Consider the following 23194-nt stretch of genomic DNA (forward strand, 5'->3'; position numbering starts at 1 on the left):
GCAGGACGACGTGTGGTCGCATGTCGGAGCAAGACGACTACGCGGAGATACGGGAGCGCGCCTCGAACGACCCCTACTGCGGGCGCGTCGGCATCGACCTCGCCGAGGTCGGTGACGGGTACGCGGAGACGACGCTGACCGTGGCCGAAGACCACCTGAACTTCCACGGGACGCCCCACGGAGGCGCGGTGTACAGCCTCGCGGACGCGGCCTTCGCGGCCGCCTCGAACAGCCACGGCGACGCCGCGTTCGCGCTGGAGACGAACATCTCGTACCTCGCGGCCGCCGAGGTGGGCGAGACGCTCCGCGCGGTCGCCCGGGAGACGCACCTCGGGCGACGGACCGCGGAGTACGAGGTCGTCGTCTCCGGCGGGGACGGCGAGCGAATCGCGACCTTTCGGGGGCGCGTCTACAAGCCCGGCGGTCGCTGACGACGCGCGTTACTGGCCGCGGTGGTCGTAGACGCGCTGGACCTTTCCGACCTCGGTGCGCGCGATGTCGCCGTACTCGACGAGGTGCAGTTCGTCGGGCGTAAACGAGAGCACGTTCGAGAGTCGCTTTTGAATCCGCCCTTCGAGGTCCGACAGCGACCCGCCGAACTCCTCGACCAGTTCGACCGTGATTTCGACCCGGTCGAGGCTCCCCTCGCGGCGGAGGTCGATGCGGTAGTGCGGCGCGATTTCGTCGAACTCGAGGACGACCGACTCGACCTCGCTCGGGTAGAAGTTCACGCCGCGGACGATTATCAGGTCGTCCGACCGGCCCGTGATGTTGTCCATGCGGACGCAGGTTCGGCCGCACTCGCAGGTGTCGTAGTCCAGCGTGGTCAGGTCGCCCGTCCGATACCGGAGGACAGGCAGCGCGTCCTTCGCGAGGGTCGTCAACACGAGTTCGCCCTCCTCGCCCTCCTCGACGGGGTCGCCCGTGTTCGGGTCGACCACCTCGGGGTAGAAGTAGTCCTCCCAGATGTGCAGGCCGTCCTGCGCTTCGCACTCGACGGAGACGCCGGGGCCGACGATTTCCGAGAGGCCGTAGATGTCGATGCCGGTCACGCCGAGTCGCTCTTCGATTTCGTTTCGCATCGGTTCGGTGCAGGGTTCCGCGCCGAAGATGACCGTCCGAAGCGGCAGGTCGCGGATGTCGGTTCCCATGTCGTCTGCGACCTCGGCGAGATAGAGCGCGTACGACGGGGTACACGCGATGACGTCGCTTCCGAGGTCGGAGAGCAGTTCCACCTGTCTTTGGGTGTTGCCGCCGCCGATGGGGATGACCGTCGCGCCGAGTTCCTCGACGCCCTGGTGGAGGCCGAGACCGCCGGTGAACAGACCGTAGCCGTAGGCGTTCTGGACCACGTCGTCCGAACCGACGCCGGCCGCGACGAGACACCGCGCGACCGCCTTGCTCCACACGTCGAGGTCCTCGCGGGTGTAGCCGACGATTTTGGGCTTGCCGGTCGTGCCCGACGACGCGTGGACGCGAATCACGTCGTCCATGTCGACCGCGAACATCCCCGTGGGGTAGTGGTCGCGGAAGTCCTCCTTCGTCGTGAACGGCAGTTTCGACAGGTCTTCGACGCTCTCGATGTCAGCGGGCGAGAGCCCGGCCGCGTCGAACGTCTCGCGGTAGAACTCGACGTTCTCGTACGCGTTCCGAACCGTCTCCCGCAGGCGACCGTCCTGCACCTCGCGGAGCTCCTCCCGCGAGGCGGTCTCCGTGCTATCGAATACCATATACGTTTGAACCCGATGATAGAATGTGATAAAAATGATGCGGTCGCCCGACCGCACTGCGGGGCGAACCTATTTCGCGAGGGATACGTAATCGACTATCATGCGAGACGCATACATCGTCGGAGCGGGCCAATCGAAGTACGGCGCGTTTCCGGACGAGAGCTATCGGTCGCTGTTCGCGACCGCGTTCGAGGAGGCACTGGGGAGCGCCGGCGGTGTCGAGGCGGCCGATATCGACGAGGCCGTCGTCGGGTCGCTCGGCGTCGGCGGTCGGCAACTCGGCTTATCGGGACCGGCCGTGACGGAGCACGTCGGCCTCCACGGCGTCCCCTGTTCCCGAATCGAAAACGCCTGCGCAGCGAGCGGCTACGCGGTCAGACAGGCGGTGCAGGCGGTCAAAAGCGGGATGGCGGACGTGGCCCTCGCGGGGGGCTACGAGGTCATGACCGACACGAGCGGCGACGTGGCGAAGTACTGGCTCGGCGTCAGCGGCGAGACGGAGTGGGAGCGTCTCACCGGGACGACGTTCGCGGGCGTCTACGCCCAGATTGCCTCGGCGTATCTCGACGCCTACGACGCCTCGCCGGACCACTTCTCGAAGGTCGCGGTGAAGAACCACGCGAACGGCGCGAAGAACCCGAAGGCGCACCTCGGCTTCGAGTGCTCGCTCGACGACGCGCGGAGCGCGCCCGTCGTGGCCGACCCGCTGAATCTCTATCACTGCTGTCCGACCTCCGACGGCGCGGCCGCGGTTCTCGTCGCCAGCGAGGGCGTTGCCAACGCGTGCGACGACGCGGTCCGCGTCGCGGGCGTGGGTGCCGCCTCCGAGCGCGTCGGCCTCTTCCAGCGCGACAGCTACACCGCCGTCGAATCGTCCGAGCGGGCCGCCGCGGCCGCCTACGAGATGGCCGGTCTCGGCCCCGACGACGTGGACTTCGCGGAGGTCCACGACTGCTTCGCCATCGCCGAGTTGCTGGCGTACGAGGACCTCGGCTTCTGCGAGCGCGGACACGCGCCCGAACTGGTCGACTCGGGAGCGACCGAACTCGGCGGCGACCTGCCCGTCAACCCCTCCGGCGGCCTGAAATCGAAGGGCCACCCCATCGGCGCGACGGGCGCGGGGCAGGTCGTCGAGGCGTTCAAACAACTCACCGGGCGGGCCGGTGATCGGCAAGTCGCGGGCGCGAGCGTCGGCCTCACCCACAACGTCGGCGGGTCGGGCGGGGCCGCCGTCGTCCACGTCCTCGAAGGGGGTGCGCTATGAGCGCCGACGACCCGGCCCGAGCGACCCTCGGAATCGCCGGGGTCGGCGCGTACGTTCCTCGGCTGTACCTCCCCGCGTCGGCCTACCGCGAGGCGTGGGGCAAGGGCGGCGCGCCGGGCGTCGACCGGGTCGCCGTCGCCGACGCCGACGAAGACACCCTGACGATGGCGACCGAGGCGGGCCGGCGCGCACTCCGCGCGGCCGGGGTTGACGCCGGCGACATCGACCACCTCGCCCTTGCGACCACGACGCCGCCGAACGACGAGGAGGAAATCGCGGTTCGGCTGGCCTCGCTCCTCGGCGTCGACCCGTCGGTTCCGACCCGGCAGTTCGGCGGGAGTACCCGCGCCGGCGCGGTGGCGCTGGCGGCGACGGTCGAGGCGACACAGAACGTGGGTGACGGCGCGAGCAGTCCGAGGCTCGTCGTCGTCACCGACAGCCCGCGAGGAGCGCCCGAAAGCGACGAGGCGGCCGGTGCCGGGGCGGGGGCGACCGCGCTCGTCCTCGCCGAAGACGGACCGCTCGTCGTCGACGCCGTGGGCGAGTTCGGTGACCCCGCACCCGGTGCGCGGTTCCGAGGGTTCGGGAGCGCCGAGACGGAGTCCATCGGCGTCACGCAGTACGAACGCGACGCCTACACGCGGGCGGTCGTCGGGGCGGTCGAGGCCCTCGGCATCGACACGGCCGAACTGGATCCCGACGCCGTGGCCCTCACCGCGCCGGACGGGAAACTCCCGTACCGCGCGGCCAACGCGCTCGACGTCGAACCGGCGCGAATCGCGGCCGGGACCGTCGTCTCGCGAACCGGTGACGCCGGGGCCGCCGGGCCGGTTCTCGGACTCGCGTCGGCGCTCGACTCCGCGGGCGACGCGGGAGCCGACGAGTCGGACGGCCGGTCCCCCGCGACCTCGGTACTCCTCGTCGGCTACGGCGGCGGCGCGGGGGCGACCGCGCTCGCGCTCAGCACAGAGGCGACAGACACCAACGCCGCCGCCAGTTCCGTCGTCCCGGTCGAGGCGGTCCTCGACGGCGACGTGGAACTCTCGTACGCGGAGGCGCTCCGGCGGCGCGGGACCATCACCGGCGGGGAGCCGGCTGGCGGCGGTGCGTACGTCAGCGTGCCGACGTGGAAGCGGACGATTCCGCAGCGACACCGCCTCGTCGCCGGCGAGTGCACCGAGTGCGGGGCGCTCTCGTTCCCGCCGGAAGGGGCGTGTGCCGACTGCGGGTCGCTCGCGGGCTACGACGACGTGACGCTGCCCGGAACGGGAACCGTCGAGGCCGCGACCGCCATCGGACAGGGGGGCGCGCCGCCGGAGTTCGTCGAGCAACAGCAGCGGGCCGGGTCGTTCCCGGTCGCCGTCGTCGCCTTCGACGGGCCGGGCGGCGAGGGCGGCGAGACCGACGAGCGAACCGTGAGCGCGCCCGCACAGGTCGTCCACTCGCCCGCCGGAACGCCCGCAATCGGCGACCGCGTCGAGGCCGTCCCGCGCCGCATCTACGAGCAGGAGGGCGTCGTCAGGTACGGCTTCAAGGTCGTCCCGACCGAGGCGCGGCGGGAGTAATCGGTCGGGGGCGCGGGAGCAGAACCGGGTCATCGACACCGAAGCGAGGGCAAACGATTATGATGGTTCCCGAACCCCTTTCGGTGATGCAAGTGAGTGTACTCGGCGCGGGAACCATGGGTCACGGCATCGCGCAGGTGGCCGCGATGGCCGGTCACGAGGTGACGATGCGTGACATCGAAGCGGCGTACGTCGACGATGGACTGGACGCCATCGAGTCGAACCTCCGGGGCGGCGTCGACCGCGACAAGGTGACGCCCGACGAGATGGCGGCGACGCTCGATCGACTCTCGGGGACGACCTCGCTGGAGGCGGCCGTCACCGACGCCGACCTCGTCGTCGAGGCGGTTCCCGAGGATATGGAACTCAAGCGCGAGACGGTCGCGGAGGTCGAATCCCTCGTCGACGACGACGCCGTCATCGCGTCGAACACGTCGTCGCTCTCCGTGACCCAGATACTGAGCGCCCTCGAACGTCCGGAGCGCGGCCTCGGACTCCACTTCTTCAACCCGGTCCACATCATGGGGCTCGTCGAGGTCGTCGTCGCGGAACAGACGAGCGAATCGACGCTGGCGTTCGCCACCGAGTTCGTCGAGGGCATCGACAAGACCGCCGTCGAGGTCGGTGACTCGCCCGGCTTCGCCTCCTCGCGGCTCGGCGTCGCCCTCGGCGTCGAGGCCATGCGCATGGTGCAGGAGGGCGTCGCGTCGCCCGCGGACGTCGACACCGCGATGGAGCTCGGGTACAACCACCCGATGGGGCCACTCGAACTCGGAGACGCGGTCGGCCTCGACGTTCGCCTCGACATCCTCGAATACCTACGCGAGGAACTGGGCGAGCGCTTCCGCCCGCCGCAGATTCTCAAGCGAAAGGTCCGCGCCGGCAAGCTCGGCAAGAAGACCGGTGAGGGCTTCTACGTCTGGGAGGACGGCGAAATCGTCGGCGCGCCCGAGGACGTGATGGACCGATGAGCGGTGACGAGCCGAGCGCCGATGACTCGCAGACAGACGACCTCCGCACCGACGGAGGGGAATCGACCGTCGAGTCGGTCGCCGCCGAGTGCGAGACGGTCGACGCCGTCGTCGACGACCGCGTCGAAGGCGTCGTCACCGTGACGCTGAACCGCCCCGACGCGCGGAACGCGCTCAACGCGACGCTCCGGGCTGAACTCAAGCGCGTCCTCGACGCCATCGAAGCGAGCAGCGCCCGCGTCGTCGTCCTCACCGGCTCCGACGAGGCGAAGGCGTTCGTCGCCGGCGCGGACGTAACGGAGCTCCGCGAGCGCGATATGCTCGAACAGCGCGAGGCGAGCAAGCGACCGCGAGTGTACGAACGCGTCGACGACCTCCGACAGCCGGTCATCGCCCGCGTAAACGGCCACGCCCTCGGCGGCGGCTGCGAACTGATGCAGGCCTGCGACGTTCGCATCGCCCACGAGCGGTCGAAACTCGGCCAACCCGAAATCAATCTCGGCATCATGCCCGGCGGGGGCGGCACCCAGCGACTCGCGCGTCTCGTCGGCGAGGGACACGCCATGCGACTCGTCCTGACGGGCGAGCTCATCTCCGCCGAGGAGGCCGCGGACATCGGCCTCGTGGAGGAGGTCCACGGCGACGAGACCTTCGACGAGCGGGTGTACGAACTCGCAGAGCTGATGGCGACGAAGAGCCCCGTGGCCCTGGAGTTCGCCAAGAAAGCGGTCAAGGCCGCCTCGCGGACAGACCTCGAACAGGGCATCGAGTACGAGGCGGAGCTGTTCGCCCAACTGTTCGGGTCGCCAGACAAGGACGAGGGTATCGACGCGTTCTTCGAGGACCGCGAACCCGAATGGCACGAGCGCGAGCGATAGACTCCTCAACCACGCCGTTCGAACTACTCGAACGGCTTCGAAACCGCCGCGACCGTCCGGCGAGAACTCGCAGCGCAGGCGCGAGCGCTAGTTTCACGCCGTGAACACGACACCGGGAGCGGCCCGCCCGCGAGCGAGTCCGAAATCGGGGGCGCGCCGGTGGAGGACCGGGCATTCTGTCCTTTCGAACGCGAGTCCGTACTCGAGCGACGCCGCCGTATCGGCAGTCGCTATCGATGACCGTCTCGCGCGCGAACCGAACACCGAGTCTCGAATGACGGGGATACGGCGGTTTCGGGGCGAACGAGACCCAGCAACGATGCGGCCGGCCCACAGGACGGCAGCCGGACGGTTCGTCTCCCACGCCACAATCCGTGACAGGTGTAATTCTGTAATTGCTCGCGTCCTGCCGCGTTAATCTACAATAGTATAATAAGAATATAACCACATTATGTTCGAGTGGTTCGAACAGTAATCGTCGCAACCGAATCGTCGTCTCAGCTCCTCGAAAGCGTGATTCTCCGGCTTCGAACGGGAGAGTACTCCCTGAATGAGTTCGAACAGTTCGAACCGTTCCGCAGCTTCGGTTCGCCGGCGGGACGAGACACCGGGTCAGGAGAAGTTGAGGTTGATTTCGACCTCGTTGGCCGCGCCGAGGAGGAGGTCCGCGAGGTCGCCGGTCATTCGGTCGCCCCGAAGCCGGTTCGAGGGCCCCGAGATGCTTATCGCTCCGACGGGGCGGCCCTCGTTGTCGGTGACGGCGACGCCGACGGCGTGGAGTTTCGGGACGATTTCCTCGCGGTTGAGCGCGAACCCGCGCTCGCGAATCGTCGCCAGCTCCTCGAAGAGCGCGTCGGGGTCGGTTATCGTCTGCGGCGTCTTCGCCGGGAGGCCGTGTCGGTCGACGATGTCGCGGACGCGCTCGTCCGGGAACGCCGACAGGATGGCCTTGCCGGCGGCGAGTTGGTGGAGGTACGAGCGCGTCCCCTCCCGCGCTGGCGTCCGCACCGAGTGCGCGCCGGCCGCGCCGTAGAGGTGGAACCCGCGGCCCTGCTCTTCCGTGACGCACCACACTTTCTCGCCGGTCTGCTCGGCGAGTTCGTCCAGTTTCGGCTTGGCCACCTCGTACAGTTGGTGCTGGTCGCGCGCGTAGATGCCGAAGTCGAGGAGCCGAAGGCCGACCCGGTAGCCGTCGTCGTCGGGGACGACGAACCCCTCGCGTTCGAGCGTCTTCAGATGCCGGTGGACCGTGCTCTTGGCCAATCCGAGCTCCGAGGCGAGCCCCGTCGGCCCCATCGGTCCCCCCGATTTGAGCTGTTCGAGGATACCGAGCGACGTGGCGGCCGTCGTCACCGGTCGGCGCTGTTCGTCGTCTGTCATCACTTATCGTCGGTGTTCATTCGTGATAAATCTGTTCGAACAGTTCGAACGTCAGTTCCACCCACTCGAACGCCCTCGACGGCCGCTCGAACCGCGAGTCAGCGATAGAGCAAAGTAACGTCGGATTGGATCGCAGACGTGCATGATTAAATTGGTGAATATGCTCGTCCGGGACGACGACTACACGCACGAGGAGTTCGTCGAGCGGTGGCGGGGGAGCCACGCGGAACTCGCGAGGGAGTTTCCGGGGCTCGTGAAGTACGCGACGAGCGTCCCGACCGACCCCGAACGGTCCGAGTACGACGGTATCGTCGAACTCTACTTCGAGGACATGGCCGCTCTGAAGGCGGCGTTCGACTCCGAGGTCGGTCAGCGCGTGAACGCCGACGCGGCGGCGTTCACCGACATGGAACGGGGACCGACGCTCTACGTCGAGGAGACGGTTCACCTCGACAGGTCCTGAATCTATGAACACGAGCGAACGACTCGTCGAGAGCCTCGAACGGCTCGGCGTCGAGCGAATCTTCGGCTACCCCGGCGGCCGCGTCATCGAACTGTTCGACCTGCTGCCCGAGTCGGACATCGACCTCGTGCGCCCCCGCGACGAGCGCGAGGCGAGCGTCATGGCCGAGATGCACGGTCGGTTGACGGGCGAACCGGGCGTCCTCGCCGGGCAGGGACCGTGGATAGGAAGCCTCGGCCTCATCGGACAGATGGAGGCGCGCCTCGCCTCGTCGCCGGTGGTCACCATCACCGAGGCCTCCGAGCGCGGGGCCTACTCGACGCTCGCGCCCTACCAGCAGTCCCGCGGCGACTACGGCGGCCTCGAACTCCCGAAGATTCTCGACGCCGTGACGAAGGAACACTGGTTCCCGCGGACCCCGACCGAGACGGTTCGGAGCCTCCAACTCGCGTTCAAACACGCCGTCGCGGGTCGACCCGGCCCGACGGCGGTCATCCTCGACGGCGACGCCGTCACCGAACCGTTCCCGGACGAGTCCGTACCGGCGGTCTGGGACGACGAAACGCAGACCAGAACGTGGACCGCCGCGCCGACGGCGCGCGACATCGCCGCCGCCGCCGAGGCGCTCGACGCGGCCGAGCGACCGGTCATCGTCTCGGGCAACGGCGTCCACGCGTCGGGCGCGTACGACGAACTCGCGGCGGTCGCCGAGGCCTACGAAGCCGCGGTCGTCACCTCCTACCTCGGGAAATCGACGTTTCCCGAGACGCACCGCCTCGCCGGCGGCGTCATCGGCTCGTTCGGTCACGAGGGCGCGAACCGACTCGTCAGCGAGGCCGACGCGCTCCTCGTCGTCGGCTGTCGCATGAACCCGATGGACACCAACTGGCAGGCCCCCGACTTCATCCGCCCCGACGAGCAGACGATTATCCACGCCGACATCGACCCGCGGAACGCCGGATGGGTCTACCCCGCCGACGTGGGGCTCATCGGTGACGCGTCCGAATCGCTGCGCGAACTCGCGGCCGCCGGCGGCACCGACAACGACTGGGCAGAAGACCGAGCGCGGGAGGCCCGCGAGTCGTTTTACGCGCCCGAGTGCGGGTCGGACGCCGCGCCAATCCTCCCCCAGCGGGCCGTCAAGGAAATCGAGCGCGTCGTCGACGAGGACACCGTCGTCACCGCCGACTCGGGGAACAACCGCTTTTGGCTGCTCAACTACCTCCAGGTGCCCGCCGTGCAGACGTACTACGGTTCGGGCGGCGTCGGCGGCATGGGGTGGGCGACGCCCGCCGCGGTGTCGGCCGCGCTGGCGACCGACAAACACGTCGTCGGCGTCGCGGGCGACGGCGGCTTCGCCATGACGATGACGAGCGTCGAGACGGCGGTCGAACACGGCGTCGCGCCGACGTTCGTCGTCCTCAACGACACCAGCCTCGGGATGGTCAGACAGATGCAGCACGTGCCCGACGACATCGCGGGCGTCGAGTTCCACGACACGGACTTCGCGCGGGTCGCGGAGGCGTTCGGCGCGACGGGCGTCCGCGTCGAGACGCCGGGCGAACTCGGCGACGCGCTCGCCGACGCGAAGACGCACGGCCTCCCGGCGGTCATCGACGCCCGTATCGACCGCAGTCAGGACATGGCCGCGACGCTCCAGTCGTCGTTCTACGCGTCGGTCGGGGGGCTCCACGAATAGCGCGCGGTGACGAGTCGGCCGTCTCGGCCGCGCTCGGTGGTCCGCGTTCGGGAAACACTTTTCTCGCGCGCAGGGAGAACTACGATACCATGTCATCATCGACCGTGATGGTTACGGGCGGGACCGGTTTCATCGGCTCGTACGTCGCGTCGGACCTCGTCGCGGCCGGCCACGACGTGGTCGCCTACGACCGCTCGACCGACCCGCGCATCCTCGACAGACTCGGCGTCGCCGACGACGTGACGATACGCCGCGGCGACGTGACCGACCCGACCGACGTGTTCCGGGCGGTGCGAGAGATCGGCGCGACGCACATCGTCCACCTCGCGGCGCTCCTGACGACGACGGCGCGGGAGAACCCGCGGGCCGCGCTCGACGTGAACGTCCAAGGGACGAACAACGTCTTCGAGACCGCGCGCGCCCTCCCCGAGCAGGTCGAGCGCGTCGCGTGGGCGTCGTCGGCGGCGGTGTACGCCCCGCCCGCGAACTACGGCGGCGACTTCGTGACCGAGTCCGACCTCGTCTACCCCGATACGCTCTACGGGGCGACAAAGGAGTACAACGAGCATCAGGCCCGAGTCTACTACGAGGACTTCGGCGTCTCGCACGTCGCGCTCCGACCGACGGTCGCCTACGGCCCGTACCGCGAGACCGGCGGGTCCGCGTTCCTCGCGAACATCGTCGAGAAACCGGCGCTCGGCGAGCCGTTCAGCGTCGACTACGGCGACCAGGTCATCGACTGGCAACACGTCCGCGACATCGCGCAGGCGTTCCGCAAGGCGACGTTCGTGCCCGAAGACGACCTCTCCCAACGCGTCTACAACGTCCGCGGGGAGTTGGCGACGATTCGCGAGGCCGCGGAGACGGTACGGCGGCTCCTCCCCGACGCCGACCTCACGGTCTCCGGCGAGGGCGAACTCCCGTGGACCCAAGAACTCGACGTGACGCAGGCGCAAGCCGACCTCGGCTACGACCCGGAGTACGACCTCGAAGCCGGGTTCCGCGACTACGTCAACGTGCTTCGGAAGGAACACGGGTTGGAGCCAGTCTGAGCCGAGAGCCGACGGGCCGAAACGTCGCCGTGGAGTCGGTCACGGCCGCCGAGCGTCGTCGGCGCCCTCGGTCTCGGGACCGTCCAGCAGGTCGCGGATATCGTCGGGCGACAGCAGGTCGACGAGGCTCTCGCCCGAGTCGTAGCGCTCGCGCTCGTCGGGCGTGAGATAGTCCGCGAGGTCGCGTTCTGTGAGCAGTTCCTCGAGTCTGTCGTCGAGGTCGTCCGGGTCGTAACCGGGGATGACCATATCACCGGATTGTCGCGAGCGCCCTTATAACACGGCACGCGTCGCGTTTCCGACGAGTTCGGAGGGCGAGCCGCCCGCTCACCCCACGACGACGCCGTCGTCCTTCGCGTTCGGCGCGCCGACGACGAACACCTCGCCCGCCTCGACACAGCGCAGTTGCCGAACCTCGTCGGGCGAGACGACCACGAAGTCGCCCGGTTCGAGGTCGAGGGCCTCGGTCTCCTCGCCGTCGTCGCCGGCGAAGGCGAGTTCGAACGCGCCGGAGAGGACGTGATACAGTTCCTCTTGTTCGCGCTGGTAGTGCATCGGTCCCGACCCGCCCGCATCGAACGACCAGACCGACGGGCGCATCTTCCGCGGGCGAAGCTCGTAGCCGACGGCCTTGACTCGGGCGTCGGCGTTCTCCACGTCGTGCGGTTCGAGGTCGGCGAGGTTGACGTGTTCGTACATCGGCGCGAGCTACGAAGGGCGGGATTATAGCTGTGGTGACGATTGCCGTGGGAACTGCTGTCGCGCTACTGCGTCTGGGAGTACTCTTCGACCCACTCCTGTAAGCTGATTCCCATCGCGGCCTGCGTGATGGCGTTCGAGGACGCCGAGTTCGCGCTCTTGACGAGTTCGGCTTCGAGCGTCCGGGTCGGAATCTCACCGATAAAGTGGGGAATGGCGCGCTGGACCGCGAGCGGGCAGCCGACCTCGTGGGCGAGGGCGTAGCCCGAAAGCGAGTGCGGAATCTCCCCGCTGGCGTACTCCGGGTCGGGGTCGTCGAGTCTGTCGTCGTCCACGAAGTCGACGTACTCGTAGCACTTGCCCACGTCGTGGAGGAGGCAGGCCGCGCGGACCACGTCGAAATCCGGGTCCGCGCCGTGGAAGTCCCGCTGTTCCTCGGCGGCGCGGACGGCGATGCGGGTCACGCCGCGGACGTGCTCGACGTTCGTCACCTCGTGGATGTTCCACGCGTAGGGGATGTCTGCGATGTCTCGCCAACCGCCGCGGGCGAGACCGAGACACCAGGCTTCTCTGACCCTGTCGCGGAGGCCGTCGTCCTCGATGTCGTCGAGTTCGGGGAAGGCGACCTCGACCTGCGCGCGGTAGTCGTGCGACATCGCTCAGCCCCCGCTCGCGTCTTTCTGAACCGTCTCGCGGCCGACGAACCGCGGACGGTCACCGATGGAGAGGAAGTTGTCGACATCTTCGCGGGGCGCGTTCGCCTTCGGGTGGTCGGGGTCGTAGTCGCGCGAGGACTCGTGGCCGAGGCCCGCCCGGAGCGCGTCGAGGCTCTCGAAGTAGAGTTCTGCGACGCCGTCGAACTCGGCGCGTTCGGGGTCGGTCGGGACGACGCGGGCGTACCGGACCACGCCGGGAATCTCGCGGGCGAGGGGGACGTGGGTGTTCGCCCAGTGGTCGAGGAACTCGTCGTGGCTCATCCCGTCTTTGCGGACGAGAAACGCCGAGTGCTTGTAGAGGCCCGTCGTGTCGCCGCCGGTCTCGTCTTTCTCGACGACCTCCTCGCCGATGATTCGAGGGCGTCGCTCGACGTCGAGGAAGTTGTCCACGTCGGCTCTCGCTTCTCTCGCCGTCCCCTTCGCCGGGTCGTAGTCGCGCGAGCCCCCGCCGCCGAGCGCGTCGTGGAGGGCGTCGAGGTCGTCGAAGTAGAGTTCCGCGAGACCGTCGAACTCGGAGGCCTCGGCGTCGACGGGGAGGACCGTCTGGTAGCGGACGACGCCCTCGATGTCGCGGGCGATGGGCGTGTGGTTGTCCTGCCAGTACGTGACGAACTCGTCGTGACTCATCCCCGCCTTGCGGACAGGCAGGGCTACGTGCTTGTACATGCGTACACCTGCCGATTCGCGTATGAGAAAATAAATCATGAGGTGTGTTCGCAACGCCCATCTACAACAAATTAATGTGATAGTCACGAGTGGTGGGCGTATGCCTTTCCACGAGCGGGGGTTCATGAGCGGGACCCGCGGGACGATGGCCGTCGACTGGGAACAGCGCATCGACGTAAAGCGGATGCGCGAGGAGCGGAAGGACCGCGCCCTCTCGCGGATGCGCGATGCGGGTCTCGGGAGTATGCTCCTCATCGACGACCCGAACATCCGGTACGTGACCGGGTTGGCGATGACCGGCGGGTCGGGCGCGGACCACTACTCGCTGCTTCTGGAAGACGGCACGGTCGTCCACTGGGACACCGCCGACCACGCGAGCAATCAGCGGTACAACTGCCCGTGGCTGACCGACGTTCGCTACGGCTGTCCCGGACTGGGGAACGTCCCGCGGGCGTCCGGCCGCGACTCGGCCCGGTCGTTCCTCCTCGACAAGATGGCCCAGACCGTCGTCGACGCCCTCGACGAGTACGGCCTCGCGAACGAGGCGATGGGCATCGACACCGGCCACGCGGGGCTGCTCGACGCCTTCGAATCGAAGGGCATCGACGCCCGGCCGGCCGAGTGCGCGGCGGTGATGGAAGACGCCCGAAAGACCAAGACCGAAGACGAAATCGAATGTCTGCGACAGGTCGCGGCCATCTGCGAGGCGGGCTTTCAGACCATCGCGGAGAACGCGAAACCGGGCGCGCGGGAGTCGGAGGTGTGGGGCGACGCCGTCCGCGAACTCTGGCGGCACGGCGCGATGGCGCAGGGCGGCTACCTCACGTCGGGGCCGAACACGTGGCCGAAGCACCAAGCGAACACGACGGACCGGCTGATTCGCCCCGGCGATCTCGTCTACGCCGACTTCTACAACGTCGGCTACCTCGGCTACCGGTCGTGTTACTACCGGACCTTCTCGATGGGCGAGCCGACCGACGAACAGCGCGACGCCTACGAGACGGCCCGCGACAACCTCTACGCCGTCCTCGACGAAATCGAGCCGGGGAAGACCACCGACGAAATCGCGGCGGCGTTCCCGGACATGGCGGGCGAACACGCCGACTGGTACGGCGCGGACGACCACTGGCAGCTGACGACCAACCACTGGGCCCACGGCCTCGGCCTCCAACTGTACGAGGTGCCGCTCATCTGGCGCGGCCTCTCGCCGGACCATCCCATAGAAATCGAGGCGGGGATGACGATGGCCGTCGAGACCCAGGAACCGGCGGGGAGACAGGGCGTCCGCGTCGAGGAGATGGTCGTCGTCCGCGACGACGGCGTCGAACTCCTCAGCCAGTGGCCCGTCGAGGAGATAACGACTATCGAGTACTGATTTCTGACACGGCAGAGGAACAGTTCACAAATTTTGAAACTTGTGGAATTTGTTTCCTACATTCGTCTGAGAACAGTTTCAACAGACATCAGCTCGTCAGGAGAGATTACGGTTCGGAATATCGAACGAATAGTCAGTAGTATAGAATATCTATAACGGCTGGATACGGCGGGCGAGGATTCCCCGTGTCCCCGAGCCAGCGCCCAGCAGACCGGCCGACGCTACTCCGCCTTGCCGTCCTCGCGGTCCCGGCGGCGTGCGTCGGCGTCGCGGTCGTCGGGGTCGCCGTAGCCGCCGCCGCCCGGCGTCCGAACCGTGACAGTCGTCCCCGCGGGCACGTCGCGGGTCGTCTTCGACGGGACCGCCTCGCCGTCGACGAGATTCTGTCCCGTCGCCCCGTCCTCGCCGCCGGCGATGCCGCGGGGCGCGACCCGCCGGCGCTCGGTGAGAAGCGAGACGGTCGCGTCGGCCTCGACCGTGACCGACCGGACGATGCCGAGGCCGCCGCGGAACTCGCCGCGGCCGCCGCTTCCCTCGCGGAGGCCGTACGCCTCGACGAAAAGCGGGTACTCGGCTTCCAGCGCCTCGACCGGCGTGTTGAGCGTGTTGGTCATCCCGACCTGCACGCCGCCCATACCGTCGCCGCCGGCGCGGCCGCCGAAGCCGCCGCCGATGGTCTCGTAGTAGGTGAAGCCGTCCGAACCGCCGACGCGACTGCCGATGGTCAGGTTGTTCATCGTCCCCTGTCCCTGCGCGGGGACGCGCTCGGGGGCCGCGTCGGCGAGCGCCGCGAAGACCACGTCGGTCACGCGCTGGCTGGTCTCGACGTTGCCGCCGACGACCGCCGCGGGGGCGTCGGGGTTGAGGAGTGAGCCGTCGGGGACCTCGACCGAGATGGGGTCGTAACAGCCCTGGTTCGGCGGTATTTCGGGGTCGGTGACGCAGCGAACGACGAAGTACACCGCGCTCTTGGCGACCGCGAGCGGCGCGTTGACGTTGCCGGCGACCTGGTCGGCCGTGCCGTCGAAGTCGAACGCGACGGTGTCGCCGTCGACCGTCGCGGTCACCTCGACTGGGATGTCGTCGTCGGTCACGCCGTCGCCTTCGAGCACGTCGCGGGCGCGGTACTCGCCGTCGGGCAGGTCGCGCAGTTCCGCGGTGACGCGGTTCCGGGAGTAGTCCATCACGGCGTCGAACGCCGCGAGAACGCGGGACCGACCGTGTTCCCCGACGAGGTCGGCCAGTCGCTCCTCGGCGCGCTCGTTCGCCGCGAGTTGCGCGCGGATGTCGGCGCGGCGCTCGCCGGGGTTGCGGACGTTGGCGAGGAGGAGCGACAGCACGTCGTCGTTGGTCTCGCCGCCGGCGACGAGTCTGACCGGCGGGAGTCTGAGCCCCTCCTGATAGATTTCGCGCGCGCCGGCGGGCATGCTGCCGGGCGTCATCCCGCCCACGTCGGCGTGGTGCGCCCGCGAGACGGCGTAGCCGAGCACCTCGCCGTCGACCGAAAGCGGCGAGACCATCGTCACGTCGGGCAGGTGCGTCCCGCCCTCGAAGGGGTCGTTGAGGACGAACACGTCGCCCGGTTCCGGGCCGTAGTCGAGGACCGTGTCGACGGCCTCGGGCATCGCGCCGAGGTGGACCGGGATGTGTTCGGCCTGCGCGACGAGGCGGCCGTCGGCGTCGAACAGCGCCGTCGAGCAGTCGCGGCGCTCCTTGATGTTCGGCGAGTACGACGAGGTGATGAGCACCTGTCCCATCTCCTCGGCGACGCTCTCGAACTGGTTGCGCATGATTTCGAGCGTCACGGGGTCGACCTCGCGGTCGCTCATTCGCCGTCACCCCCGCTTGTCAGGACGAGCGTCCCGTCGGCTCCGACCGTCCCGCCCCACGCCGGAGGCACGACGACGGTGCTCTCGTGCTGTTCGAGGATGGCCGGCCCCTCGACGGTCGTCCTCGCGCCGAGGCCGTCGCGGTCGTAGACGGGCGTCTCGCGGAACTCGCCGTCGAAGAAGGCCTCGCGGGTGTCCTTGCGGGCGTCGCCGCCGCCGCGGTAGGTCACGTCGAGCGGGTCGCGCTCGACCACGGCGGTCGCCCGGACGTTGACGAGTTCGACCGGGTCGTCGAGGCGGTAGCCGTAGGCGCTCTCGTGAGCCTCGTGGAACCGCGCTTCGACCGCCTCGGCGTCGAACGTCTCGCCGACGGGGACGGTCAGTTCGAAGCTCTGACCGACGTACCGGAGGTCGGCGGCGCGCCGGACCGCCGCGTCGTCGGGGTCGGTCACGTCGTCGAGCGTGTCGGCTTCGAGGTCGGCGTAGGCGGATTCGACCGCTTCTGCGTCGAGGCCGGAAAGCGGTCGGCGGAGCGTCCGCACCGAGTCGTGTTTCTGGTCGGCCGCGAGCAGGCCGTACGCCGAGAGGACGCCGCAGGCCCGCGGGACCGCCACGGTCTCGATGTCGAGGCTCTCGGCGAGGGCGGCGGCGTGCATCGGCCCGGCACCGCCGAAGGCGACGAGGCCGAACTGCCGCGGGTCGCGGCCGCGCTCGACCGTCACGGCCCGAATCGCCCGCGTCATGTTGGCGTTGGCGACGCGGTAGACGCCGCGAGCGGCCGCGAGCGCGTCGTCCAGTCCGGCGTCGGCGGCGAGGCCGGAGAGCGCGTCGCGGGCGGCGTCCACGTCGAGCGAGAGTTCGCCGCCGAGGGCGGAACTGCCGCCGATGTAGCCGAGGACGACGTTCGCGTCGGTCACGGTCGGTTCGGTCCCGCCGCGGCCGTAGCAGGCCGGACCGGGGTTCGCCCCCGACGAGCGCGGCCCGACCCGGAGCGCGTTGCCCGAGTCGACCCACGCGATGGACCCGCCGCCCGCGCCGACGGTGTTCACGTCCACCATCGGCGTCTTGATGGGCCGGCCGTTGATTTCGGCGTCGGTGGTCCGCTCGACCTCGCCGTCGCGGACGAGGCTCACGTCGCTGGAGGTGCCGCCCATGTCGAAGGTGACGAGGCCGGCGAGGTCGCCGCCGGAGCCGGTCGCGGTCTCCGCCGCGCCGACGACGCCCGCGGCCGGCCCGGACATCGTGGTCGTCACGGCGTGCTCGCGCACGGTCGACGCCGGGGCGATACCGCCGTTGGCCTGCATTATCTGAGGGACCGGGACGCCGAGGTCCGCGGCCCGCGATTCGAGGCGGCCGAGGTAGCTGTCGATGGCCGGCGTCACGTAGGCGTCGACCGCGGTGGTCGAGGTGCGCTCGAACTCGCGGAACTCGGCGAGCACCTCGTGGGACGCGGAGACCGGCGCGTCGAGTTCCTCGCGGAGCACGTCGGCGACGACGCGCTCGTTTTCGGGGTGCCGGTAGGCGTGCAGCAGCGAGACGGCGACGCTCTCCGCGCCGGCGTCGCGGATGTCGTCTGCGAGCGCCCGGACCTCCGACTCGTCGACTTCGGTCTGGATGCCCTCGACGGTCGCCCGCTCCGTCACCTCGAACCGGCGGCGGCGCGGGACGAGCGGGGCGGGCTTGTCCGCGGTCACGTCGTAGAGGTCGGGTCGGGCCTGTCGGCCGATTTCGAGCACGTCGCGGAACCCCTCGGTGGTGACGAGCGCGGTCGTCGCGCCGTCGTCTTCGAGGAGGGCGTTGACCGAGACGGTCATCGCGTGGGTGAACGCGTCGACCTCGGCCGGGTCGATGCCGGCGTCGTCGCAGGCCCTCTCGATGCCGCGGACGACGCCGACGCTCTGGTCGTCCGTGCTCGGGACCTTCGCGGTGACGAGGCGGCCCTCGGGAGTCAGAAGCGCCACGTCGGTGAACGTGCCGCCGACGTCGACGCCGATTCGCGTCTCTGTGTCCATCAGAACACCCCCATATCGGTCGCGACCGTATAGAGCGTTCGGAGGCCGAGCCAGACGACGACGAGCGTCACCAGCCCGCCGACGACGTTCTGGAGCGTGGAGTTGGCGTACGACCCGAGGATGTCGCGGTCGTTCATCACGTAGATGAGGAAGACGGCGACGATGGGAAGCAGGACGCCGTTGGCGACCTGCGCGAAGACGATGGCCTGCACGGGGCTGTATCCGACCGCGGAGAAGACGATGCCGACGAGCAGAATCGAGCCCCAGACGGCGCGGAACTTCGTGGACTGGAGGTCGGTGTCCCAGCCGAGCGCCCCCGCCGTCGCGTACGCGCCGGCCAGCGGGGCGGTCGTCGCGCTGGTGAAGCCCGCGGCGAACAGCCCGATGCCGAAGAACACCTTCGCCTGCGTGCCGACGAGCGGTTCGAGCTGTTCGGCCATCGTGCTCACGTTCTGGATGTTCGTCCCGACGGGGAACGCCGCCGCGGCGGTGACGAGAATCGAGATGGTGATGAAGCCGCCGAGGACGATAGACAGAACCGTGTCGGCCCGCGACTCGTTCAACTCCTCGGGGCCGGCCCACCGCTCTTGGACGCTCCCGGCGTGGAGAAAGAGGTTGTAGCCGACGACGGTCGTCCCGATGAGGCCGGTGATGAGGAACGCCGACCCCTCCGGGACGCTCGGGATGAACCCGCGGGCGAGCGCGCCGAGGTCGGGGCCGATGAGGATGGCGTCGATGAGGAAGGAGACGGCCATGATGGAGACGAGGCCGACCAGCGCTTTCTCGATGAGTTTGTACTTCCCGGACCACAGGAGGACGCCGGCGACGAGACCCATCGCGGGCCCCCAGAGGTTGGCGCTGATGCCGGTCAGCCCCTCCAGTCCGGCCGCGCCGCCGAGGATGTTTCCGGTCTCGTAGGCGGCCGTGCCGACGCCGATGGCGCTCACGACGAGGGCGATACTCAGTCCCGACAGCGCGGGGCTGTCGAACTGCCCCCGGAGCGCCTCCCCGAGGCCCTCGCGGGAGACGAGGCCGAGTCGGGCGCTCATCTCCTGCAGCACGATAGTGGCGACTATCGAGAAGGCAATCGTCCAGACGAGCGCGTAGCCGAATCGCGCGCCCGTCACGCTCGCGGTCGTGACCGTTCCGGGACCGATGAACGCGGCGGCGACCATCGCGCCCGGACCGATAGATTTCAGACGTTCGATGAAGTTCATGGTTCTACCTGTGAGGTGGATTGACGTATCAAACTCTGATTGATAAATCCCGGTTGAGAACGCCGAGTACGGCGCGAAGAGCGCGTACGAAGGAGTATGAACGAGTATGAAGCTAGCGGCGGGCGTGGACCGACAACCGAGTCCGGAAACCAGCGTCCGAGTCCGGTCGGGTCCGCGCCGGACGCGGCCCTCACCGGACCTCGGTGAGAAGCACCTTCGAGACGCCCTCTTCGACCTCGATATCGAACGGGGACTGCTCGGTGCTGAGCGCGATGAACCGCGACATAAACCACTTGACGGACTCGGTGGGAAAGACGACGTGGAAGGTGTCGCCCTCGGAGGCGCGGACCGTGAGAAAGCCGCAGAACGACAGCCAGTCGAGGAGTTCAGCCAGCGACTCGAATCGGTCGCGATACTCGTGGGCGTGGAACGCCGCGACCCGGTCGATGGCGTCGAGAAACTCGGGAGCCGGCTCGCCGTCGTCGCCCTCCACGTAGTCGAGAAACGTGTGCAGGAAGTCCACGTCGAGAAGGACGTGCTCGCCGCTCGACAGCATCTGGTGGTAGGCTTCGAGGTTCGGCCCGGCGTCGGTCGTCGCCGCCTCGAAGTTGGCCGCGTAGAAGACGAGCGCCTCGCGGACGAGTTCGCTTTGGGCCTTGTCGGTCCGGCCGGCGAGCCCGTCGAGCGCCGACTGAGCGTCCTCGTCGAGCGACACCGTGACGCGATTCGTGACCATGCGTGTCTAACTCTCGGTGGGGTTCTTAAGGGTGTGTAGATGACCGCCGCGAGTCGCGAACGCGTGACGAACGGCAGCCGGCTACTCAAGATGTGTGAAAATTTTAGAAATTGAGACGACGGCGACGGGTCAGTCCGCCGTCGCGGTGCTCGCTCCCGCCGGCTTCGAAGCACTCCTCTGGCGAGCGGTCGTCGGGAAGGCCGTCGCCGTCGTCCTCGACGTAAAAGCCGTCGTGGGTCCGACCGACGGTCACCGTTACCTCGGAGCCGCCGTGGTCGACGAACGCGTCGTTGACGTACTCGAAGCGGCCGCGCTCGTCGACGACGTACACCGGGTAGCCGAGCGCTTCGAGAACGGTTTCGTAGCGCTCCGCCCGGCGGGTCGCCCGGTGTTCGGAGACGCTGTTTTCGATGCGGTTGACGAGCAGTTCGTACTGCTCGGAGGAGGGCTGTTTCTGGAGGTAGTCGGTGACGCCCGCGGAGATGGCGTCGCTCGCGACTTCCTCGCTCCCCTTGCCGGTAAAGAGGATGAGGGGAAGCGAACCGTGGTCCTCGCGAACCGTTTCGAGGAGTTCGACCCCGGTCATCGCCGGCATGTCGTAGTCGCTGACCACGCAGTCGATATCGGAATCACGAACGATATCGAACGCGACCCTCGGGTCCGAGCACGTCGTCACCTCGAACGAAGAGAGCTTTCGAAGGTACGTCTCGCCGAGGTCCAAGAGCGCCGCGTCGTCGTCGGCGTAGACGACGCGAGGGGATTCCGAGGTCGTCATCAGTAGGTACCGAATAGCAACTCTCGCGGCGGCACATATGTTCGACCTCTATAAATAGGGACCGGAGAAACACGGGTCGGTTTCGAATCTAATAACGAGAACGACGGCGCGACGGAGGCGACCGAGTTTGACGCGACCGAGTCCGACCGGGTCTCGCTCGGCCGCCCGTCAGAACTCGCCGGCGACGATGTCGGTGACGCGCTCGCGGTCGAACAGCCGTTCAGCCTCGGGAATCTCGGGGTACGACTCGCCGTCGCCGTAGCCGGGCCACGCGCCGAACCGCTCGGGGAAGAGCTGTTTGGCGGTCATCTCCAACTGGAACAGGTTCATAATCGGGCCCTGCATCCCGTTGCCGGACGGGTAGTACCGGCCGTCGCGGAACGCGGGCACCTCGTCCGCGAGGGGGTTCGAAAGCACCTCGTCGCGGTTCGAGCGGAAGGTGTCTCTGAGCGCGGTCCCCCAGTACCGGAGGACCACGTCGGGCGCGGTCTCGACCATCACCTCGTAATCGTACGAACCGTCCGACCCGGTCTGGGCGTCTGTCGTCGCAAACGCGTTCTGCATCCCGAACGGGCGGAGGTGCGCCCAGAGGTAGCCGTCCCCCGTGAAGTCGTACGGCCAGAACGTCCCGCCGGTGTCGGCGACGACCGCGAGCGACGGGCGCTCGGACGCCGGTGGGAGGTCGGCCCGTATCCGGGCGACGAGGTCGTCCCGGAGGGACCTGAACGCCCGGTAGCGCTCTTCCTCTCGGAACACCGCCGCGATGTGGCCGAGGTACTCCCAGAGCGTATAGTGCTCGTAGCGGTCGCGGCAAGGCTCGGGCGGGTCGGCGTTCGTCCGGCTGTAATAGTTGCCGAACCACGGACCCACGTCGGCCGCGATTGACGCCACCTCGCCTTCGGTCCAGTCGAACGAGGGACTCCGGAGCAGACACGGGTCGAGGAAGTGCACGTCGCTGTCCAGTTCGTAAAACAGCTCTCTGTCGAGGGCGTTCGGGTTCGACGCCGGCGTAACGCGGCCGAGTTTCTCCCACTCGAACTCCACGCCGTCGAGCGCGTCGTAGTAGTAGTCGACCGTGTTGCCGAACAGCTCCTTGTCGTAACCGATGCCGGTAATGGCGTCGCCGTGGCCGAAGGCGACCGCCGCGTCGGCCGAGACCGGGTAGTAAGTCAGAGCGCGTTCCGGCACGGCGTCGAACTCGACCTCACCGACCGGGGCCATCGACACCGAGTACGACCCGTCGCTCGTCTCAGTCGCTTCTTCGGTATCCGTCTCAGTCGTCGAGACGGCGTCAGAAGTAGTGGTCGTCGCGTCGGAACCCCCGCCCGCACAACCCGCGAGGAGTCCCCCGCCGAGGACCGTCCCGCCGAACTTCACGTAGTCCCGGCGAGTCGGCCCGGACCGACAGTCATCGTTGTCTGCCATATTTTTAGGCCAGCATAAAAAAATAAAACTGCTTCGTTTTAGGTATGCCTAAATACTTCGCTCGCGAGCGAGGAGTCGTGATATTTTAACAATGAGTTGAGACGTATTGAGCGTGTTCCCCGTTACGGATTCCCTCCCCTGCGTCTCGACGGACAGTATCGAGCGGTTCCTCGCGGCCTTGCTCGTCGGACGCGTCGGTCGCGTCGGTCGTGTCAGTCACGTTCGAGTCCCCCCTTCGGCGGCGTCAACGTCGGCCTCGGCCCCGGAACCGGGGACCGAACCGAGTTCGGTCGCACACCACTGACAGAACGCAAGCGACGGGTCGGCGGCGCGGCGACAGTTCGGACAGACCCGGCCGTCGCGGCTCTCGGACCGCTTCGACGCGCGGTTCTGGACGCGCGCAACCACGTACGCGTCGAGAGTGGCGAGGAGGGTAACGACGAACAGCGGCGCGGCGCTCCAGAAGTCGCCCGCGCCCTGCAAGTACATCGCAACCGCGTCGGGACCGCTCAGAGAGCCGACGCCAAGGAAGACGGCAGCCCACGCGAACGCGCGCTTCCAACGGCGGAGATACAACTGTCCGAGCCCCGCGACGAACGACGAGAGGAGCGCGGCGAGAAGCGGGCGCTTGACTGCGCGTTTTTTCATATATTGAATTTCTGTTCAACCACGTATAGCGGTTCGGGTCACCGAACCGCGGTACCGCTACCGGTAGTTTAAATATTGAATTAATATTCAACAG

At 68.1% G+C, this 23194-nt stretch carries 22 protein-coding genes; 9 read left to right on the top strand and 13 right to left on the bottom strand.

Features of this window, described 5'->3' with window-relative positions:
- Positions 1-20: 20 nt before the first annotated feature.
- Positions 21-431 (top strand): PaaI family thioesterase, encoded by a 411-nt coding sequence (locus tag HVO_RS04165; RefSeq protein ID WP_004040871.1) that lies wholly within the window; start codon positions 21-23, stop codon positions 429-431.
- A gap of 9 nt (positions 432-440) precedes the next feature.
- Here HVO_RS04165 and paaK read toward each other — a convergent pair whose 3' ends face one another.
- A complete protein-coding gene (gene paaK, locus HVO_RS04170) occupies positions 441-1730 on the bottom strand; it encodes a phenylacetate--CoA ligase PaaK (protein ID WP_004040872.1) in 1290 nt (429 codons plus the stop codon).
- Positions 1731-1830: 100 nt separating this feature from the next.
- On the opposite strand from paaK, the gene HVO_RS04175 reads away from it, so the two are divergent.
- From HVO_RS04175 to HVO_RS04190, 4 genes are all read left to right on the top strand, one after another.
- On the top strand, positions 1831-2994 hold the full coding sequence (locus tag HVO_RS04175; protein WP_004040873.1) for a thiolase C-terminal domain-containing protein: 1164 nt from the start codon (positions 1831-1833) through the stop codon (positions 2992-2994).
- Complete coding sequence (locus HVO_RS04180; protein WP_004040874.1) at positions 2991-4559, top strand: zinc ribbon domain-containing protein; 1569 nt, start codon at positions 2991-2993, stop codon at positions 4557-4559. The genes HVO_RS04175 and HVO_RS04180 overlap by 4 nt, the downstream gene beginning before the upstream one ends.
- A gap of 86 nt (positions 4560-4645) precedes the next feature.
- Positions 4646-5530 carry a 3-hydroxyacyl-CoA dehydrogenase family protein gene (locus HVO_RS04185; protein WP_004040875.1) on the top strand — a complete coding sequence of 295 codons (885 nt, stop codon included), beginning with the start codon at positions 4646-4648 and terminating at the stop codon, positions 5528-5530.
- Positions 5527-6408 carry an enoyl-CoA hydratase/isomerase family protein gene (locus HVO_RS04190; RefSeq protein ID WP_004040876.1) on the top strand — a complete coding sequence of 294 codons (882 nt, stop codon included), beginning with the start codon at positions 5527-5529 and terminating at the stop codon, positions 6406-6408. The genes HVO_RS04185 and HVO_RS04190 overlap by 4 nt, the downstream gene beginning before the upstream one ends.
- Positions 6409-7020: 612 nt before the next feature.
- Here the strand turns inward: HVO_RS04190 and HVO_RS04195 are convergent.
- Positions 7021-7788 carry an IclR family transcriptional regulator gene (locus HVO_RS04195; protein WP_004040877.1) on the bottom strand — a complete coding sequence of 256 codons (768 nt, stop codon included), beginning with the start codon at positions 7786-7788 and terminating at the stop codon, positions 7021-7023.
- A gap of 160 nt (positions 7789-7948) precedes the next feature.
- Between HVO_RS04195 and HVO_RS04200 the strand changes: the two genes are divergently transcribed.
- The 3 genes from HVO_RS04200 to HVO_RS04210 all read left to right on the top strand — a co-directional run bounded on the left by HVO_RS04200 (position 7949) and on the right by HVO_RS04210 (position 11002).
- Positions 7949-8251 (top strand): EthD family reductase, encoded by a 303-nt coding sequence (locus HVO_RS04200; protein ID WP_004040878.1) that lies wholly within the window; start codon positions 7949-7951, stop codon positions 8249-8251.
- A gap of 4 nt (positions 8252-8255) precedes the next feature.
- Entirely contained in the window at positions 8256-9950 is a 1695-nt protein-coding gene (locus tag HVO_RS04205) for a thiamine pyrophosphate-binding protein (protein ID WP_004040879.1), read from the top strand.
- 107 nt (positions 9951-10057) lie between these two features.
- On the top strand, positions 10058-11002 hold the full coding sequence (locus HVO_RS04210; RefSeq protein WP_004040880.1) for an NAD-dependent epimerase/dehydratase family protein: 945 nt from the start codon (positions 10058-10060) through the stop codon (positions 11000-11002).
- 39 nt (positions 11003-11041) lie between these two features.
- On the opposite strand, the gene HVO_RS04215 is transcribed toward HVO_RS04210, so the two are convergent.
- From HVO_RS04215 to HVO_RS04230, 4 genes are all read right to left on the bottom strand, one after another.
- On the bottom strand, positions 11042-11251 hold the full coding sequence (locus tag HVO_RS04215; protein ID WP_004040881.1) for a hypothetical protein: 210 nt from the start codon (positions 11249-11251) through the stop codon (positions 11042-11044).
- Positions 11252-11329: 78 nt separating this feature from the next.
- On the bottom strand, positions 11330-11701 hold the full coding sequence (locus HVO_RS04220; protein ID WP_004040882.1) for a cupin domain-containing protein: 372 nt from the start codon (positions 11699-11701) through the stop codon (positions 11330-11332).
- Positions 11702-11766: 65 nt separating this feature from the next.
- Complete coding sequence (locus HVO_RS04225) at positions 11767-12357, bottom strand: HD domain-containing protein (protein WP_004040883.1); 591 nt, start codon at positions 12355-12357, stop codon at positions 11767-11769.
- 3 nt (positions 12358-12360) lie between these two features.
- Positions 12361-13044, bottom strand: a complete 684-nt coding sequence (locus tag HVO_RS04230; protein ID WP_004040884.1) for an EthD domain-containing protein — start codon at positions 13042-13044, stop codon at positions 12361-12363.
- Positions 13045-13207: 163 nt separating this feature from the next.
- Here HVO_RS04230 and HVO_RS04235 point away from each other — a divergent pair, with 163 nt between their 5' ends.
- Entirely contained in the window at positions 13208-14458 is a 1251-nt protein-coding gene (locus HVO_RS04235) for a M24 family metallopeptidase (protein ID WP_013035071.1), read from the top strand.
- A gap of 221 nt (positions 14459-14679) precedes the next feature.
- Here HVO_RS04235 and HVO_RS04240 read toward each other — a convergent pair whose 3' ends face one another.
- The 7 genes from HVO_RS04240 to HVO_RS04270 all read right to left on the bottom strand — a co-directional run bounded on the left by HVO_RS04240 (position 14680) and on the right by HVO_RS04270 (position 23100).
- On the bottom strand, positions 14680-16287 hold the full coding sequence (locus HVO_RS04240) for a hydantoinase B/oxoprolinase family protein (RefSeq protein WP_004040886.1): 1608 nt from the start codon (positions 16285-16287) through the stop codon (positions 14680-14682).
- Positions 16284-18299 (bottom strand): hydantoinase/oxoprolinase family protein, encoded by a 2016-nt coding sequence (locus tag HVO_RS04245; RefSeq protein WP_004040887.1) that lies wholly within the window; start codon positions 18297-18299, stop codon positions 16284-16286. The genes HVO_RS04240 and HVO_RS04245 overlap by 4 nt, the downstream gene beginning before the upstream one ends.
- Positions 18299-19516, bottom strand: coding sequence for an Nramp family divalent metal transporter (locus tag HVO_RS04250; protein WP_004040888.1), 1218 nt, complete (start codon positions 19514-19516; stop codon positions 18299-18301). Before HVO_RS04250 ends, HVO_RS04245 begins: the two co-directional genes overlap by 1 nt.
- 190 nt (positions 19517-19706) lie before the next feature.
- Positions 19707-20252 carry a ribbon-helix-helix protein, CopG family gene (locus HVO_RS04255; protein WP_004040889.1) on the bottom strand — a complete coding sequence of 182 codons (546 nt, stop codon included), beginning with the start codon at positions 20250-20252 and terminating at the stop codon, positions 19707-19709.
- 103 nt (positions 20253-20355) lie between these two features.
- Positions 20356-21027 (bottom strand): response regulator, encoded by a 672-nt coding sequence (locus HVO_RS04260; protein ID WP_004040890.1) that lies wholly within the window; start codon positions 21025-21027, stop codon positions 20356-20358.
- Between the two features lie 168 nt (positions 21028-21195).
- Positions 21196-22452, bottom strand: coding sequence for an ABC transporter substrate-binding protein (locus HVO_RS04265; protein WP_013035041.1), 1257 nt, complete (start codon positions 22450-22452; stop codon positions 21196-21198).
- Positions 22453-22668: 216 nt separating this feature from the next.
- The gene (locus tag HVO_RS04270; RefSeq protein WP_004040892.1) at positions 22669-23100 is read right to left on the bottom strand and encodes a zinc ribbon domain-containing protein; all 432 of its coding nucleotides are present in this window, start codon (positions 23098-23100) and stop codon (positions 22669-22671) included.
- Positions 23101-23194: the final 94 nt, after the last annotated feature.

It is taken from the genome of Haloferax volcanii DS2, from assembly GCF_000025685.1.
Taxonomy (GTDB): Archaea; Halobacteriota; Halobacteria; order Halobacteriales; family Haloferacaceae; genus Haloferax; species Haloferax volcanii.

Coding starts and splice junctions, on each gene's coding strand:
- HVO_RS04165 (WP_004040871.1), top strand. CDS start 21: ATGTCGGAGCAAGACGACTACGCGGAGATACGGGAGCGCGCCTCGAAC.
- paaK (WP_004040872.1), bottom strand. CDS start 1,730: ATGGTATTCGATAGCACGGAGACCGCCTCGCGGGAGGAGCTCCGCGAG.
- HVO_RS04175 (WP_004040873.1), top strand. CDS start 1,831: ATGCGAGACGCATACATCGTCGGAGCGGGCCAATCGAAGTACGGCGCG.
- HVO_RS04180 (WP_004040874.1), top strand. CDS start 2,991: ATGAGCGCCGACGACCCGGCCCGAGCGACCCTCGGAATCGCCGGGGTC.
- HVO_RS04185 (WP_004040875.1), top strand. CDS start 4,646: ATGCAAGTGAGTGTACTCGGCGCGGGAACCATGGGTCACGGCATCGCG.
- HVO_RS04190 (WP_004040876.1), top strand. CDS start 5,527: ATGAGCGGTGACGAGCCGAGCGCCGATGACTCGCAGACAGACGACCTC.
- HVO_RS04195 (WP_004040877.1), bottom strand. CDS start 7,788: ATGACAGACGACGAACAGCGCCGACCGGTGACGACGGCCGCCACGTCG.
- HVO_RS04200 (WP_004040878.1), top strand. CDS start 7,949: ATGCTCGTCCGGGACGACGACTACACGCACGAGGAGTTCGTCGAGCGG.
- HVO_RS04205 (WP_004040879.1), top strand. CDS start 8,256: ATGAACACGAGCGAACGACTCGTCGAGAGCCTCGAACGGCTCGGCGTC.
- HVO_RS04210 (WP_004040880.1), top strand. CDS start 10,058: ATGGTTACGGGCGGGACCGGTTTCATCGGCTCGTACGTCGCGTCGGAC.
- HVO_RS04215 (WP_004040881.1), bottom strand. CDS start 11,251: ATGGTCATCCCCGGTTACGACCCGGACGACCTCGACGACAGACTCGAG.
- HVO_RS04220 (WP_004040882.1), bottom strand. CDS start 11,701: ATGTACGAACACGTCAACCTCGCCGACCTCGAACCGCACGACGTGGAG.
- HVO_RS04225 (WP_004040883.1), bottom strand. CDS start 12,357: ATGTCGCACGACTACCGCGCGCAGGTCGAGGTCGCCTTCCCCGAACTC.
- HVO_RS04230 (WP_004040884.1), bottom strand. CDS start 13,044: ATGAGTCACGACGAGTTCGTCACGTACTGGCAGGACAACCACACGCCC.
- HVO_RS04235 (WP_013035071.1), top strand. CDS start 13,208: ATGAGCGGGACCCGCGGGACGATGGCCGTCGACTGGGAACAGCGCATC.
- HVO_RS04240 (WP_004040886.1), bottom strand. CDS start 16,287: ATGAGCGACCGCGAGGTCGACCCCGTGACGCTCGAAATCATGCGCAAC.
- HVO_RS04245 (WP_004040887.1), bottom strand. CDS start 18,299: ATGGACACAGAGACGCGAATCGGCGTCGACGTCGGCGGCACGTTCACC.
- HVO_RS04250 (WP_004040888.1), bottom strand. CDS start 19,516: ATGAACTTCATCGAACGTCTGAAATCTATCGGTCCGGGCGCGATGGTC.
- HVO_RS04255 (WP_004040889.1), bottom strand. CDS start 20,252: ATGGTCACGAATCGCGTCACGGTGTCGCTCGACGAGGACGCTCAGTCG.
- HVO_RS04260 (WP_004040890.1), bottom strand. CDS start 21,027: ATGACGACCTCGGAATCCCCTCGCGTCGTCTACGCCGACGACGACGCG.
- HVO_RS04265 (WP_013035041.1), bottom strand. CDS start 22,452: ATGGCAGACAACGATGACTGTCGGTCCGGGCCGACTCGCCGGGACTAC.
- HVO_RS04270 (WP_004040892.1), bottom strand. CDS start 23,100: ATGAAAAAACGCGCAGTCAAGCGCCCGCTTCTCGCCGCGCTCCTCTCG.